General features: G+C 34.3%; 14 protein-coding genes. 3 read left to right on the plus strand and 11 right to left on the minus strand.

What is annotated here, in order from left to right; genetic code table 11:
- Positions 1-81 precede the first annotated feature (81 nt).
- Positions 82-1,425, plus strand: a complete 1,344-nt coding sequence (locus ACRHNM_RS00560; RefSeq protein WP_431132596.1) for a deoxyguanosinetriphosphate triphosphohydrolase — start codon at positions 82-84, stop codon at positions 1,423-1,425.
- Positions 1,426-1,538: 113 nt separating this feature from the next.
- Complete coding sequence (locus ACRHNM_RS00565; RefSeq protein WP_431132598.1) at positions 1,539-1,718, plus strand: hypothetical protein; 180 nt, start codon at positions 1,539-1,541, stop codon at positions 1,716-1,718.
- Here the strand turns inward: ACRHNM_RS00565 and ACRHNM_RS00570 are convergent.
- Positions 1,693-3,471, minus strand: coding sequence for a 1-deoxy-D-xylulose-5-phosphate synthase (locus tag ACRHNM_RS00570; protein WP_431132599.1), 1,779 nt, complete (start codon positions 3,469-3,471; stop codon positions 1,693-1,695). The two genes, ACRHNM_RS00565 and ACRHNM_RS00570, sit on opposite strands and share 26 nt — an antisense overlap.
- Positions 3,472-3,527: 56 nt before the next feature.
- Between ACRHNM_RS00570 and ACRHNM_RS00575 the strand changes: the two genes are divergently transcribed.
- Positions 3,528-3,977 carry a nucleoside deaminase gene (locus ACRHNM_RS00575; protein WP_431132601.1) on the plus strand — a complete coding sequence of 150 codons (450 nt, stop codon included), beginning with the start codon at positions 3,528-3,530 and terminating at the stop codon, positions 3,975-3,977.
- A 139-nt stretch (positions 3,978-4,116) separates the two neighbouring features.
- Here ACRHNM_RS00575 and ACRHNM_RS00580 read toward each other — a convergent pair whose 3' ends face one another.
- From ACRHNM_RS00580 to ACRHNM_RS00625, 10 genes are all read right to left on the minus strand, one after another.
- Positions 4,117-4,308: a cold-shock protein gene (locus ACRHNM_RS00580; RefSeq protein WP_040252334.1), complete on the minus strand. Its 192-nt coding sequence runs from the start codon at positions 4,306-4,308 to the stop codon at positions 4,117-4,119.
- Between the two features lie 264 nt (positions 4,309-4,572).
- The gene (locus tag ACRHNM_RS00585; RefSeq protein ID WP_431133992.1) at positions 4,573-5,187 is read right to left on the minus strand and encodes a MarC family protein; all 615 of its coding nucleotides are present in this window, start codon (positions 5,185-5,187) and stop codon (positions 4,573-4,575) included.
- A 23-nt stretch (positions 5,188-5,210) separates the two neighbouring features.
- Positions 5,211-5,447: a hypothetical protein gene (locus ACRHNM_RS00590; RefSeq protein WP_431132603.1), complete on the minus strand. Its 237-nt coding sequence runs from the start codon at positions 5,445-5,447 to the stop codon at positions 5,211-5,213.
- A gap of 133 nt (positions 5,448-5,580) precedes the next feature.
- A complete protein-coding gene (locus ACRHNM_RS00595) occupies positions 5,581-7,359 on the minus strand; it encodes a chloride channel protein (RefSeq protein WP_431132605.1) in 1,779 nt (592 codons plus the stop codon).
- Positions 7,359-8,165 (minus strand): tetratricopeptide repeat protein, encoded by an 807-nt coding sequence (locus ACRHNM_RS00600; RefSeq protein WP_431132607.1) that lies wholly within the window; start codon positions 8,163-8,165, stop codon positions 7,359-7,361. The genes ACRHNM_RS00595 and ACRHNM_RS00600 overlap by 1 nt, the downstream gene beginning before the upstream one ends.
- Positions 8,137-8,688: a hypothetical protein gene (locus tag ACRHNM_RS00605; RefSeq protein ID WP_431132609.1), complete on the minus strand. Its 552-nt coding sequence runs from the start codon at positions 8,686-8,688 to the stop codon at positions 8,137-8,139. Before ACRHNM_RS00605 ends, ACRHNM_RS00600 begins: the two co-directional genes overlap by 29 nt.
- A gap of 45 nt (positions 8,689-8,733) precedes the next feature.
- Complete coding sequence (aspS, locus tag ACRHNM_RS00610) at positions 8,734-10,488, minus strand: aspartate--tRNA ligase (RefSeq protein ID WP_431132611.1); 1,755 nt, start codon at positions 10,486-10,488, stop codon at positions 8,734-8,736.
- Positions 10,489-10,701: 213 nt separating this feature from the next.
- Positions 10,702-14,214 (minus strand): efflux RND transporter permease subunit, encoded by a 3,513-nt coding sequence (locus ACRHNM_RS00615; protein WP_431132613.1) that lies wholly within the window; start codon positions 14,212-14,214, stop codon positions 10,702-10,704.
- Positions 14,207-15,394 (minus strand): efflux RND transporter periplasmic adaptor subunit, encoded by a 1,188-nt coding sequence (locus ACRHNM_RS00620; protein ID WP_431132615.1) that lies wholly within the window; start codon positions 15,392-15,394, stop codon positions 14,207-14,209. The genes ACRHNM_RS00615 and ACRHNM_RS00620 overlap by 8 nt, the downstream gene beginning before the upstream one ends.
- A gap of 17 nt (positions 15,395-15,411) precedes the next feature.
- Positions 15,412-16,746 carry a TolC family protein gene (locus ACRHNM_RS00625; protein ID WP_431132617.1) on the minus strand — a complete coding sequence of 445 codons (1,335 nt, stop codon included), beginning with the start codon at positions 16,744-16,746 and terminating at the stop codon, positions 15,412-15,414.
- Positions 16,747-16,749: the final 3 nt, after the last annotated feature.

Genomic DNA, 16,749 nt, shown 5'->3' on the forward strand with positions numbered 1-16,749 from the left:
ATGAGGTCTTCCTTTTTTTTGGCCAAAGGAAACAATAAATTAACATTGATATGTTATCTTGCATAAGCTTAAAAATTTACTATGAACTGGGAACAACTATTATCTCTTAAACGTTTTGGTGATACACATAAAAGATTACGTAAAGAACAAGATGAAACGCGATTAGGCTTTGAAGTTGATTATGACAGAATTATATTTTCTTCAGAATTTAGAAGCCTTCAAGACAAAACTCAAGTGATTCCATTATCTGAAACCGATTTTGTACATACGCGACTAACCCATAGTTTAGAAGTTAGTGTTGTAGGAAGGTCTCTTGGAAGAAAAGTTGGTCAAAAACTTCTTGAAAAACATCCACATTTAAAAGATGCATTAGGCTATCGAGCTAATGATTTCGGAACTATCGTTGCGGCTGCTTCCTTAGCGCATGATATTGGAAATCCGCCTTTTGGTCATAGTGGTGAAAAATCAATAGGTGAGTTTTTTAAAACAGGTGAAGGTAAGCGTTTTAAAGCTGAATTAACAGACAAGCAATATCAAGATCTTTGTGATTTTGAAGGTAATGCTAATGGGTTTAAAATTTTAACCGAAAGCAGACAAGGAAGGGAAGGTGGTTTACGACTTAGTTATGCAACACTTGGTGCTTTTATGAAATACCCTAAGGAATCGCTTCCTAAAAAACCAACAAAACATATCGCAGATAAAAAATATGGATTTTTCCAAAGTGAAACTGAAGCATTTTCAGATGTTGCTAAAGAACTTGGCCTTATTAAAAGAGGTGCAGAACATGACATTAGTTTTTGCAGACACCCTTTAGCGTTTTTAGTTGAAGCTGCAGATGATATTTGTTATACTATTATTGATTTTGAAGATGGTATAAATCTTGGTTTAATTCAAGAAGAATATGCTCTCGAGTATTTGATTAAACTGGTAAGAGACACTATTAACACTAAAAAATACAACCTATTATCTACGACACAAGATAGAGTAAGTTACTTAAGAGCATTAGCAATTAACACCTTAATTACTGAAGCTGTTGAATTATTCATGGCTAATGAAGAAGACATTCTCAACGGAACCTACTCAAAAGCTCTATTAGACCACAGTAAATATGAAGCTCAAATAAAAGACATCATCAAACTAAGTGTTGAAAACATTTACCAGTCTAAGGATGTTATAGATAAGGAAATTGCAGGATTCAAAGTCATTAATGAACTCTTAGAGATTTTCACAACAGCCGTATCCAACAATTTTTCAGGGAATTTATCAAGTTTTGACAAATTAATATTAAAAGTCTTCCCAAAAAACATGAACGTCAAGCAAGATAGTTTATACGAAAACTTATTATCAGTATGCTTTTATATTTCCAAATTATCTGATAGAAACGCTATTCTAACGTTTAATAAATTAAAAGGAAACCATTTGTAATGAAAAAGAAACCAGTTGTTATCTTTTTTATTTAATGCATTTCATCGAATAAATTTGCACTTTATCTGCATAATTACCTATATTGATATTCCCAAATCATAACACCTACTATTATGAGAAAAAATATCCAGTTTGTCGTTGTTATCTTTTTTGTGACTTTAGCGTTTTTAATTATGTTAAATGATATCACAAACAATAAAAATCCTGAGTATCGAAATTCTGCCGAAATATACCAGTCTGTTGAGCAATCAGATATAGATATAGCGACTACAGATTTAGAAGACCAAGAGTAGTATTTAAAATGTTGCATATGCTTGTTGCATCAATGTTTAAAGATGCCTGTAAATCTTCTTTACTCCCATGTTCCACAAAAACATCAGGAATTCCTAATACCTGTATTGTGGTTTTATAGTTGTATTTTGATGCAAACTCAATAACAGCACTTCCAAAACCTCCAGAAACCGTTCCATCTTCAACAGTAATTATATGTGTATATGTTTTTAAGATATGGTGTAATAAAAACGCGTCTAAAGGTTTTACAAATCTCATATCGTAATGAGCAATCGCATCATAATTACTAACATTTTCAAGTGCTTCAGTAATCACATCAGCAACAGTTCCTATACTTAGCACAGCTAGATGACTCCCTTCTTTTAATAATTCACCTTTACCCATTTCTATTTTACAAAAAGGTTGCTTCCAGTCTAAAACAGAACCTCTCCCTCTTGGATATCTAATGGCAATTGGTTGATCTAATCCTAATTGGGCAGTGTACATGATATTTCGCAACTCTAACTCATTTCTGGGAGCAAACAGGATTAAATTTGGTATACTGCGTAAGTATGCCAGATCAAAAACGCCATGATGCGTTGCACCATCTTCACCAACCAAACCAGCACGATCTAGACAAAAAATTACAGGAAGTTTTTGAAGTGCCACATCATGGATTACCTGATCATAGGCTCGTTGCAAAAAAGTAGAATAAACATTACAAAATGGAATTAATCCTTGTGTTGCCATTCCTGCAGCTAAAGTGACTGCATGTTGCTCAGCGATACCAACATCGAAAGCTCGCTCTGGAATTTGCTCCATCATAAACTTTAAAGAACTTCCTGTGGGCATGGCTGGAGTAATCCCAACAATATTCTTATTCTTTCTCGCCAACTCAACAAGGGTATATCCAAAAACATCTTGAAATTTTGGTGGTTGGCTTACAGCAGATTTCACATGGATGTCTCCAGTTTGTGCATCAAATTTTCCTGGTGCGTGATATTTGACCTGATCGGCTTCAGCTTGTTTTAAACCTTTTCCTTTAGTTGTAATAACATGTAAGAACTTTGGTCCTTTAATTGTTTTTAAACGTTCTAATTCTGAAATCAAAACTGGTAAATCATGTCCGTCAATTGGACCTGAATAATCAAAATTTAGTGCTTCAAAGATGTTATCTTGCTTTTCTTTTCCTTTTTTAACGTTGGTTAAATACTGTTTCAAAGCACCAACACTTGGATCAATTCCAATCGCATTATCATTTAAAATGACCAATATATTAGTATCGGTAACACCAGCGTGATTTAAACCTTCAAAAGCCATTCCGCTGGCAATAGATGCGTCTCCAATAACTGCGATATGATGTTTGTTTTCTCCTTTAAGTTTAGAAGCAATTGCCATTCCTAAAATAGCAGAAATAGACGTTGATGAATGGCCGACACCAAACGCATCATATCTGCTTTCCTCTCGTTTTGGAAATCCGCTAATACCACCAAACTGGCGATTGGTATGAAAAACCGCTTTTCGTCCTGTCAGAATTTTGTGACCATAAGCCTGATGACCAACATCCCAAACGAGCAAATCTTCAGGAGTATTAAACACGTAATGCAATGCTATTGTCAATTCTACAACACCAAGGCTAGCACCAAGATGTCCTTCTTTAGTGGCTACGATATTAATAATAAACTCACGTAGCTCTTTGGCGAGCTGAGGCAACTCGTTTTGATTTAATTGTCTTAAATCTGAAGGGAAATTGATATGATTTAATAATTTTTTCATTCCATTGCAAATGTACCATTTGAAATTGTATTTTTGATTAAGAACCTATTGTATAAATGAAAAACCCTTTTGACGATACGTACTTTATGAAAAAAGCTTTGCTTGAGGCTGAAGCGGCTTATGATAAAGGTGAAATTCCTGTTGGTGCTGTAATCGTTATTAATGATCGGATTATTGCCAGATCACATAATCTTACCGAATTATTAAACGACGTTACTGCACATGCTGAAATGCAAGCCATTACTGCTGCTGCTAATTTTTTAGGTGGAAAGTATTTAACCAATTGCACACTTTATGTCACATTAGAACCTTGCCAGATGTGTGCTGGAGCTTTGTACTGGAGTCAGATTTCTAAAATTGTATTTGGTGCTCGTGATGAACAACGCGGATTTAAAACTTTAGGGACGAGACTTCATCCTAAAACTGAAGTTGTTTCTGGTCTTCTAGCTGAAGAAGCCTCTTCACTTATGAAGCGCTTCTTTCTTGAAAAACGGAATTTGAATTGAGTTACAATTTGCGTTAGCGATGGAACGGCTTGTTTGAGCTCTTCGCAGAAAGCGAGTAGTGAGAGCGCGACCCTTGTGGTAACGCCCAAAAAAAACGCCTAACTTTCGTTAGACGTTGAAACTGTAATAAAGTATATTCTTAGAGAACTTGCACGTTAGCGGCAACCATCCCTTTTCTTCCTTCTTCTTCGTTGTACTCTACACTATCGCCTTCACGCAACTCAACACCATTAAGGTTTGATACGTGTACGAAAATGTCTTTTCCTGTTTCGTCGTTGGTAATGAATCCAAATCCTTTTGAATCATTGAAAAATTTAACTGTTCCAGTCATGGTAATAAAATATAAAATTAATTTAAGTTACAAATGTACGGTATAAAATGATGTCATGTGTTAATTTATTGTATTTTTTTAAATTACTGAAAGTTAACATATTAAAAAATCAATGTATTATGTTTAATAATTCTAGTCTTAGTACTTGACCAGTCAAATTAAGTGATGTTAGATTAATCATTAGATACGAACGACCTGTAAATATTGAGGTTTTCGAAATCATAGAGGTCCCTAAACTGCATAATAACTTGTGTTGAATTATCTTTATCTCAGCACTACAAAGAAATCTTTTAAGCCACTAAGTATACTTTGAACTGCATAGGCAGCCAATATCAAGCCCATGACCTTACTAATGACTGTAATTCCATATTCACCAATTCTTTTTTGAACCATACTTGCGCCTAATAAAACTAACATGGTTATCATGATTACAACAAAAACTAATCCTGTAGTAATTGCCTGCTGTTGGATAGAGTACACATTATTATCTGTTAATAAAACAACTGCCATTATTGCTCCTGGTGAAGCAATAGATGGAATTGCAACAGGAAATATAGTGACGTGTTTATAATCATTTATTAAATGCTTTTCAGACTCTGGTTTGCCTTCACCAAAAATCATGGTCAATGCGAACAAAAATAATATAACACCTCCTGATATCTGAAATGCATCAAGGGTAACATCCATCCCATCAAGAATAAACTGACCGACGACTATAAAAAATAAAAGAATAAGAAAAGCAATAAAAGAGGCTCTGATTGCTACCTTTCGTTTATGTTTTAAATCTAATTGTTTTGTAGCTTCTAAAAAAACAGGAACTGAACCAAGTGGGTCAATTACTGCAATTAAAAAGAAAATTTTAGTGATAATTTCTGCCACCATTGATATCAATTTTTGATGTTTTAAAAGTCTTTCTCTTTTTGACTTTCTCGCATTTTGTCCAGGTTTTCTTTACTCAACATGTAATCTTTAACATTTTTATCTTTCCATCGATGGTAAGAAAACAGCGGGAAAACAATAACTACAAGTCCTAAAACACCAAAACCTATGAGCTTTTGAGAATATTCTACCTCTAATAAAAAACCACAAACAATGCTTCCAAAAGAGGCTAAAAATGCGATAAGAATTATATATTTCATAATAGGATTGTGTTTAACAAAAACTTTTAATCTGTCACAATAAGCTGATTCATTTATTTATAAAACCATTAATTCTAAGTTCTCGACTGTGCCAGAACTGACAACTCAGCTCATTTTATGGTTATTATTTCATCTAAGATGTAAAATTAATCAATTCTCTTCGGTAAGCGGTTAATAGTTTTGATTTAGAAACAAATCCGTAGTAAATTCCCTCTTTAATCACAGGTAGATTCCAGGCTCCTGTATCCTGAAACTTTTTCATTACGATTTTCATGGAATCTGTTTCATAATAGATATGCTCTGGTGGATTATGCATAAAGGTCTCAACGGTTGTTGACTCATAAAGTGTCTGGTCAAACATGACATCTCTAATATTATCTAATAAAATAATGCCCACCATTTGCTGGTATTTATTAACAACCGGAAATAAATTTCGGCTCGACTTGGCCACACCTTGATGGAGCATCTCACCTAAAGACATTTCGGGATAAAGCACTGTAAAATCTTGTTCTATAACGCTGTCTAATTGCATTAATGTTAAGACTGATTGATCTTTATCATGTGTCAATAATGCTCCTTTTTCGGCAAGTTCCTTAGTATAAATTGTATGATCTATGGCATTTTTAGTAATAATGAAAGACATAGATACCGTAATCATCAGTGGAACAAACAACTGATAGCCTCCTGTAATTTCTGCAATTAAAAAAATAGCTGTTAATGGTGCGTGTAAAACTCCAGCAATCAAACCTGCCATACCAATGAGCGTAAAATTAGATTCAGACACTTGAAATCCTAGTCCGATATTATTAATAATTTTTGCAACTACGTTTCCCAAGGCACTTCCCATAACCATGGTTGGAATGATAATTCCTCCTGCTCCTCCTGCTGCAAAAGTAGTGGTCATGGCAACTGCTTTAAAAATTGTGATTCCGATTAACAAAGCAATAACCACCCAAATATTATCTAAATGATTATCGAAAGGTGTTTTTCCCAAAGCATGCAAGTGATTACCATCCAGTAAATCGTTTATAAATCCAAAGCCTTCTCCATAGAGAGGCGGAATAAAATACAACATGACACCAATGGCCAAACCTCCAACTATGAGTTTTTGTCCGCTGGTTTTGAAACGTTCGAAAAATTTATAGACCGCAAAATATATTTTTGAGAAATAGATGGAGGCTATCCCAGTTCCTATGCCTAAAATCAAAAAAAACAAGGTGTCTCTTAAAGCAAAAGGTGTTGATACATTAAAGTTTAAAAGCACACTATTTCCAACAAAAAAATAAGAGGTTAGCACTGAAGATACTGATGCAATCAATAATGGTAATAATGAAGCGAATGTTAAATCTAAACTAAAAACTTCTATAGCAAAAATAATCGCTGCAATTGGCGACTGAAAAATAGATGCAATGGCTCCAGCCGCAGCACATCCAATCAATAAGGTTCTAGTCTTTCTGTCAACATGAAACAACTGACTAATATTGGAACTTACAGCAGATGCTGAAGCGATTGCAGGACCAAGTAATCCAACTGAGCCTCCGAAACCAGCTGTTATTGGCGCTGTAATTAATGGTAAATAAATTTTACTTGGCTTGAGTAAACCATTCTTTTTAGACAATGAAAATAGTATACTGGGTATAGCGTGTTCTACTTTTTGTTTGGATACATATTTGACGAACAAATACACCAGCCAAAGTCCGATGACAGGCAGAATAAAATAAATACTATTTCTAGAGACTATCGCGAGGTGATCTAACACCCACTGAATACTATAGGTGATATTTTTAATAGTTACAGAAACCAATCCAGACAATAAACCAATAAGCATCGCTAATAAAAACACAAAATTCTTCTGCGAGATGTATTTGTATCTCAATAATAATACATGTTTTATAATGCTTTGAATTGACATTATTGTAATTCTAATTTTAGTGCTTCTAAATCTTCTGGGTAAATTTGACGTAGTGTTTCAACATAAGGTCTATGGTTATAATAACCTATATCGTAATCGTTAATAGCCTCTTCAATTAAAGCCTTGGCATCTTCAGTTTTATATTGGTTTTTAAAAATTTGGGCTTTGTAATATTTCGCATCAGCACTCCGATTTCTTGAATATTGTAGTTGCTTATCAAAATTTAAAAGTGCTTGTTCATATTTCTCTGTTTCGTAGTAAGCAATTCCTCTGTATAAAAATGCAGTAACCTCAACCCAATCTTCACCTGACTCTTCAATTTCAGTATTGATGTATTTATCAAAATAGGCGATTGAGTTTTTATAATCCTTTAATCCTAAATAACAAATCCCTCTCCAGTAATCGACACTATGACCTTGAGGTGCATCAATAAATTTTGGTGTTAGTGTATCACTAGCATCAAAATCTGCAATGGCGTTTTCATAATCTCTGTAAAACCAAAGATACAAATAGCCTCTCCACGGAATACGTTCTACAGAATCTAAAAGAACCGCTTTATTATATTGTGGTTTCCACTTATGAGGTAAGCCACGTTTTAAATAAGCTACGGAAAGCTCATAAACTGCTTGCTGGTATGTGGAATCAATTTCTGTTGCTCGCTTGATACCATTAATACTCATCATCGATCCTTGCGGATAATGAATGGCTCTTTTATATACAGCTTCAGCACGTTCTCGTTTCGAATCACAAGACTGCACTGAAAACACTAAAACGATACTAAGGAATAATTTCAGTAATCTCTCCATGTTCTATTCGGTATGATACGTACATATATGAATCTCTGGCTTCTTCGTATAAAAAAATTGGTTTCCACCCTTTGGCTTCTGAAGTAAGTTTAAACAATTGATTTTTTAAATCTTCACTGAAGGTATGAGGCTCTAAATCTAGATTGTTTTCGTGAATCACAAATCGACCAGCTTCCCCTTCACAATTAATGATAAACCTTATGTTTAGATATCCAGAATCTGAATAGTTATCATTCACATAAGCTAGATTTATATAATTTCTAAAACCATTCTTCCCATTCGGATAAGGCAACTCTGGTGTGTTATAATATTGTGCAATGTAGTTTTCATTACAAACATGAAATCCTTCATTTAGCAATGCCGTTTCAGGATCAATATAATGAGATGCATGTTCAAAAGGTTCATTTTCGGGTATCAAACTCGCACTAAACATATAATAACCATAACCTACAAAGCAAGCTATAGCTATTACAATAACGCCAAGAATAATTCCTAATATTTTAAAACCCTTTTTTATTCCCATTGATTAAATCTACTAAAAAATCCTGCATGAAGCAGGATTTTCTATTTATGATTTTAAGTTAAGCTTTAAACTTAATTCTTTTAGTTGCTCATCATCAATTGGAGCAGGTGCGTCAATCATGACATCTCGACCATTATTGTTTTTTGGAAACGCTATAAAATCTCGAATGGTTTCTTGTCCGCCAAGAATGGCGACCAATCTATCCAACCCAAAAGCGAGTCCACCATGAGGAGGTGCTCCATACTGGAAAGCGTCCATAAGGAACCCAAATTGTGCTTTAGCTTCTTCAGGTGTAAACCCTAAATAATCGAACATTAAGGCTTGTGTTTCTTTATCGTGAATACGAATAGAACCGCCTCCAATTTCATTTCCATTAAGAACTAAATCATAAGCATTCGCTTTTACGTCGCCAGGATTTGTTTTCAATAATTCTAGCTGTCCAGGTTTAGGTGAGGTAAACGGATGATGCATTGCGTGATAGCGCTCTGTATCTTCATCCCACTCTAATAAAGGGAAATCCATTACCCAAAGCGGAGCAAATGATTTCGGGTCTCTCAATCCTAAACGCTCAGCTAATTCCATACGTAAAGCACTTAATTGCGCTCTAACTTTATGCGTATGACCTGAAAGTATACAGATTAAATCACCAGGTTGTGCTCCAGTTTTTTCAGCCCATTTTGCCAAATCATCCTGATCGTAAAATTTATCAACGGAAGACTTAAAGGTTCCATCCTCATTATATCTACAATACACCATTCCTAGGGCTCCAACTTGCGGACGCTTTACCCAATCGATTAATTTATCTATTTCTTTTCTTGTATAATTATTTCCGCCAGGAACTGCGATACCAACAACTAATTCAGCCGAGTTAAACACACCAAAATCTTTGTGTTGAGCCACATCATTTAATTCTCCAAACTCCATTCCGAAGCGAATGTCTGGCTTATCATTGCCGTAAAGACGCATCGCATCATCATAAAGCATTCTTGGAAATTTCTCTACCTCAACACCATTGACTTCTTTTAATAAGTGACGTGTTAAACCTTCGAAAGCATTTAAAATGTCTTCTTGCTCAATAAATGCCATTTCACAGTCTATCTGTGTGAATTCTGGTTGTCTGTCTGCACGTAAATCTTCATCTCTAAAACATTTTACGATTTGAAAATACTTATCCATGCCACCAACCATTAAGAGTTGTTTGAAGGTTTGAGGCGATTGTGGAAGTGCATAAAACTGACCTTCATTCATACGAGAAGGTACAACAAAATCACGGGCTCCTTCAGGTGTTGATTTGATTAAATAAGGTGTTTCCACTTCAATAAACCCTTCTTTTGATAAGTAATTTCTAACTTCTTGGGTCACTTTATGTCTAAAGATCAAGCTGTTTTTTACAGGATTACGACGAATATCTAAATAGCGATATTTCATACGCAGTTCTTCGCCTCCATCAGTATCATCTTCAATTGTGAAAGGAGGTAATTGTGCTTTATTTAAAATTGTTAATTCAGACACTAAAATCTCAATATCACCAGTTGGCATATTAGGGTTTTTGGAGGCACGCTCAATAACAGTTCCTTTGACCTGAATCACAAACTCGCGACCTAAATCTTGAGCTTGCTGCATCATGTCTTTAGACGTACGCTCTTCATCAAACACTAATTGTGTTATGCCGTAACGGTCACGTAAATCTACCCAAACAATAAATCCTTTATCACGTGATTTTTGAACCCAACCTGCAAGAGTAACTTCTGTATTGATATGTGATGCTCTTAATTCACCACAATTATGACTTCTGTACATATCGTATTTTTAATTTACACCTTGGCGATTGCTTCGATGTATGAGGATGCAAATTTAATGAAGTTAAATGATTTTTGAATAAAAAAGCCTCAACAATTGTCGAGGCTTTTTCCGCTATTAATCAAACCTTTTTCATTCCTTAAAAGGTTCTTCCACATTTGTATATCATCAAATGTGTGCTGTTAGAATTGAGTTTCAATTCTTTTATCTATACTAACTTACTTGTTCTGCTGCTACTTCAGAAGCCCTTAAAGGTTCAGATGTAAATTTTATACGTAACCACATTTTAAGTTTTATACTTAAGAAGAATAAAATTGGTACTACAATCAGTGTTAAGAAAGTTGCAATTAATAATCCGTAAATAACAGTCCATGCTAATGGTCCCCAAAACACGACATTATCTCCTCCCATATAAATATTAGGATTAAAATCGGCAAATAGTGTAAAGAAGTTGATATTTAAACCAATAGCTAACGGAATTAACCCCAAAATGGTCGTAATTGCGGTAAGTATTACTGGTCTTAAACGCGCTTTTCCTGCTTTAACAATACTTTCAAAAAGATCTTCGTTTTTTAAATAGTCTGTTTCTTCAAGGTCTAATTCGTTTTTCTTTCTATCCATTAAAAGTTGTGCATAATCTAAAAGCACCACACCATTATTAACAACAATTCCCGCAAGTGAAATAATACCAACCATGGTCATCATAATTACGAAAGCACTTCCAGAAAGTACGATTCCGCCAAACACACCAATAAAACTTAAAAATATGGCAAGCATGATAATTGTAGGCTTAGAAACTGAGTTAAACTGAAAAATAAGAATGAAGAAAATTAATCCCAATCCTGTAAAAAATGCTCCCATTAGAAAAGTCATTTGTTTGTTTTGTTCTTCAATCTGACCTGTGTAATCTATTTTTATATCTTCAGGTAAACCTTCAAAGCTTTTCATTTCATTTTGAATCTGTGTTACAATGGCTCCTGCATCAGTAAAACCTGGTGCTAAAGCTGAATACACAGTAACAACACGCTTTGTGTCTTTATGTTTTATAGCACTAAATCCTGAATTATTATTATGCATGGTAACCGCAGACAAAGGGATTTCCTTAATCTGTCCTGTATTATCTCTAAATGTAATATTTTGATTGAACAATGCACTGGTATTGTATCTATTAGCTTCGTTAAAACGCACATAGATATCAAAGTCGTCACCATCTTCCTTATATATTCCAGCTTTAGCACCAAAAATTGAGTTTCGTAATTGATTCCCTATTTGACTGGCACTAATGCCTAATTCACCAGCTTTTTCTCGGTCAATTTGAACTAGCATTGTTGGCTTATCTTTATTAACATCTATTTTAAGTTCGTCAATACCAGCTATGTTTTTAGAGTTAATAAACTCACGCATTCGCTCTGCAGTTGCAATGAGTTCGTTATAATCACTACCTTCAATTTCAATATTAATTGGAGATCCAGCAGGTGGACCGTCTGCATTTTTTTCAACAGAAATCAAAACTCCTGGATAAATACCCACTAATGCTTCCTGTACTTTTTGACGCAATAACTCACTATCTTTTCCTCTACGGTATTTGTATTCTCTCATAGAAGCTGTAATCTTAGCTTTGTGAGGCATTTCGGCAGTAGAACCCATATCGGTCTGTGGATTTCCAGCACCTTCTCCAACTTGTGACACAGCGCTTTCTACTAAGACGTTTCTGTCACCATCCATGTATTGATCTTGGTTGATAACCTCGTACACACGTTTTTCAATTTGTTTAGTGATGGCATTTGTCTTTTCTATAGCTGTACCTTCAGGATATTCGATATAAACAATAATCTGATTTGGTTTGTTATCTGGGAAAAACTCCACTTTTGTACGTTGGGTTGCTAAAGAAATTCCAAAAGCAATAAATGCTGCAATTAGTAACAAAAATGTACCGATACTTAAAATATACGGACGTCTTTTTGATAATGCCCAACGCAACTGACCTTCGTACCACGATTCAAGTTTTACTAATGATTTATTTTGAAAATTATTAGCCCATTTTCTGATAAAAAAACGATATGCCCAAAGCATTATGGCTGTAAATATCATAATGGTTCCTAATCCTCTGTAGGCTCCACCAAACAAAAGAATAAGTAACCCAACAACACCTACAATAACAGTTATTTTAATAATTTGTTTCAATGGCATATCCTTATCTTCGATAGTCATATAACGCGATACTAAAACCGAATTAAAAAATATAGCAACAAATAAAGATGATCCTAAAACAATAGACAATGTGATTGGTAAGATCTTCATGAATTCTCCCATAATTCCTGGCCAGAGTCCTAATGGCACAAAAGCAGCAACTGTTGTTAAAGTTGAAATGATAATTGGGAAAGCAATTTCACCAATACCTTTTTTGGCGGCTTCAATGCGACTCATACCTTCCTCGTCCATTAATCTATAAACATTTTCAACAACTACAATTCCATTGTCTACAAGCATTCCGAGACCCATAATAAGTCCAAAAAGCACCATGGTATTTAAGCTGTAACCAATAAGGCTTAGTATCATAAGTGACATAAACATAGACATTGGTATGGCGAACCCAACAAAAAGTGCATTTTTAAATCCTAAAAAGAACATTAAAACAGTGACCACTAGTATCACACCAAAAATGATATTGTTAACCAAATCATCAACTTGACCGATAGTTACAGACGATTGGTCGTTGGTAATCGACACTTCTAAATCTTGCGGAAAAACATGGTCTATGGCATCTTGAACAATCACTTGAATTTGTTCTGCAGCCGCAACCATATTTTTTCCTGCTCGTTTTTTAACATCGAGCATTACAACAGGTTCTCCAGATTTTCTGGCATAGGTTGTTTTATCTTCTTCTTCAAATGAAACCGTAGCCACATCTTTAAGATAGATCGCATTACCATTTTCAGCTTTAACCACAAAGTTTTCTAATTCTGAAGGCTTTTCTACCTCACCAATAATTCTAATCGTACGACGTTGTCCGCTGGTTTTTAAATTTCCTGCAGACTGCGTAATGTTGCCATTACTGATAGCTCCAAGAATATCACTGAAAGTGACTTTTGCTGCCATCATTTTATAAATATCTACAGCTACTTCAACCTCTTTTTCTTGAGCGCCTCTGATATCTGCTTTTTTAATTTCCTGTAAATCTTCAATTTCATCTTGAAGGTATTCCGCAAAATCTTTGAGTTTTTCAATGGTATAATCTCCAGAAATATTGATATTAAGAATCGGCATTTCTTCAGAAAGACTTAATTCAAAAACATCAGGTTCTACCTTAGCACCATTAAAGGTTGGCCAGTCTTCATTAGATGTTTCGGTGTCAATTTCGTCTTTTACTTTTTGCAAAGCACGCTGAACAGTGATGTTTTCATCAAATTCAACTACCAACATACCATAATCTTCTTGAGATGTAGAAGACGTTTCTACCACGTTACTAACCGTTTTTAGTTGGTCTTCTAAAGGATCAATGATTAATTTTTCTATATCCTCAGCAGTATTACCAGGATATACTGTACTCACATAAATTTTGGTCTCATTAACTTCAGGGAAATTTTCTCTGGGCATGCTAAAAAAAGCAGAAACACCTAAATAGAAAAAGACTGCAATTAGGACATACATGGTCGTTTTGTTGTTTATTGCCCACGACGAGAGTCCAAATTCTTTTTCAGTATTTTTTTTCTTTTTATTAATCATTATTATCTTCTTTATAATTAATAACTTCAACCGTTTGACCATCTTTTACGCTTCGCGCACCTTCTTTAATAATCTCAGCACCTTGCTCAAGATTTTTTACGACTTCAATAATATCACCTTGTGTTTTTCCAGTTTCAATAATGATTCGTTTTGAGGTACCAATACCTTCTGCATTTTTATCAGTTACGACATATACATATTGTTCTCCTTCTGAATTTTCTGAAATGACACTTTGTGGAATTAAAATTGCATTTTCGCTGGTATAGTCATTAATTTTTAATCTTGCTGTAAGATTTGGTTTAATATCTTTATCCTTATTAGGAACTTCGATCTCTGCTTTAAAGGTTCGGTTTGCAGGATTGATAAAATCACTAGCCTGACGAATTTTAGTCTCTATTGTTTTTCCTAAAACAGGAAGTTCAACTTTAACTTTTTTTCCTTTTACAACATCTGAAACATAACTTTCAGGAACTTCAACTTCAATATACATATCGTCAAGGTTCACTATACGCATTAGTTGAGATTGTCCTGCTATAACAACACTTCCTTGTTCTGTGATGACATCATCAATTGTTCCAGAAAAAGGTGCTTTTACATTTGTCTTAGCTATTTGTTGCTGCAATTGATTTACAGCTTCTTGCTGAGACTCGTACGTTGATTTTGCTTGTAAGAATTGTATTTCACTACCTATGTTTTGTTCCCAAAGGCGTTTTTGACGCTCGTAAGTTGTTTTTGCTAAATCGGATTGAATTTTTAATTGTGCCAGTTGCTGGCTCAATCCGCCATCATCAATTTTAGCAAGCAGCTGTCCTTTGCTTACTTTTTGTCCTTCTTTTACATACACATGCGTTAAAATACCATTATACTCTGGCGTGATAACTAAAAGGTTTTTCGTGGTTACATTTCCTTGTAATTCTAAAATATGTTCAAATTTTTCAGGTTTAGCAGTAAATGTTGTGATAAGCGGAACGTGTTTGCTCGTATCTAAACTCTTAATTTTTTCATCCAGGAGTTTAATCTTATCGTTAATGGTTTGCTGTTCATTGACGAGTGCTTCACGTTTTTTACGAATTGTTTCTAAACTGTTACTTTCAATAACATTTTCTACAGAATTTTTCTTTTCGCTACTACATGAAACTAAAAGAAAAGTGATAAGAAATAGTGAATATATATTTTTCATAGTGTTTTTATGGTTGATTAGTTTAGTGTTATGGTATTTAATGCGGTTTCTAAAGCGGCTTTCTTATTAATAACATCCAGCATGGCTTGTAATAATTCTTGTTGCGCTGTATACAATTGAGTTTGGGCTTGTCGTAATTCGAAACTTGAAGCGATACCTTCAAAAAATTTAGTTTGATTTTTGTTTTCAATACGCTCTGCTAAGGCCAAATTTTCCTTTTTATTTTCATAATCTTCAATAGCGAACTGGTAATCGCTTTTCGCTGAAGCTATTTGCAGTTTTATTTTTTGTTCGGTTTCGGTTAAATCGGTTTGAGCTTTTTCTAGGTTGATTTGAGCACGCTGTGTGGAAGCACTTCGCATACCTGAACTAAAAATAGGGATGTCTAAACTAACTCCAAATATAGAAGAGCCAATCCATCGTTGCGAACTGTTAGCAAAAGTGAATGACTCACTAAACCCAGCATAACCTCCATTTATAAATGCATTTAATGTTGGTAAGGCTTTACTTTTTTCAAGTTTTACCAATAATTCTTTTGACACTTTATCATTTTCAGCAATTTGATAATCAATCGTGTTTTCAACAGATGCATCTGTATTTAATAATTCTATACTAAGGTTTTGAGCTGTTAAAGTTTCTAAATCATCCGTTAATACAATTTCAGAATTTAGATCTAAACCAATCGTAATATTTAGCATTTGATAGGCTAATGTTTTTAATCTATTGGTATTATTTAATTGGCTTTCTACACCAGATAAGGTGATTTTTAGTTGTTCTACACTTTCTTCTTCTTCAAGACCATTTTCGAAGATTTTAGTTGTCTCCTCAAGATTTTTTTGAAGAACTGCGATGTTTTTATTTAAAATCGTGATGCTTTCTTCTGCTAAAAGCACATTACCATAGGCTTCTATAACCGATTTTCTAACTTCAAGATCTGTTTTGACTTTAGCGTTTTTTGATATTTCTAAAAATACTTTCGCAGACTGTAATCCAACAAGGTATGAGCCATCAAATATTTTTTGATTTAAAATTGCAGTTGCAGTTATATTTTGCGGATCACCTAAAACAAAATCTTCATCTATCCCATCACCATTAATATCGACAGGTGTGACTTGTTGCTTTAATGCATTTTGATAATTTATACCTGCGCTAACCTGAGGTAAACCTGATGCTATCGTTTCCCATTTTTGTTTTTCGGCAGCTGTGATATCACGTCCTGCATTTATTGCAGTTCGGTTATTTTGTAAAGCATAATCTATAGCCTCTTGAAGTGATAAGCTTGTAGGTTTTTCTTGCGAAAACCCAACAGAAGTTAAGATTAAACTTGTTATTAATATGAGTGTTTTTCTCATTAG

This window comes from Psychroserpens mesophilus (assembly GCF_050617655.1).
Classification (GTDB): Bacteria; Bacteroidota; Bacteroidia; order Flavobacteriales; family Flavobacteriaceae; genus Psychroserpens; species Psychroserpens mesophilus_A.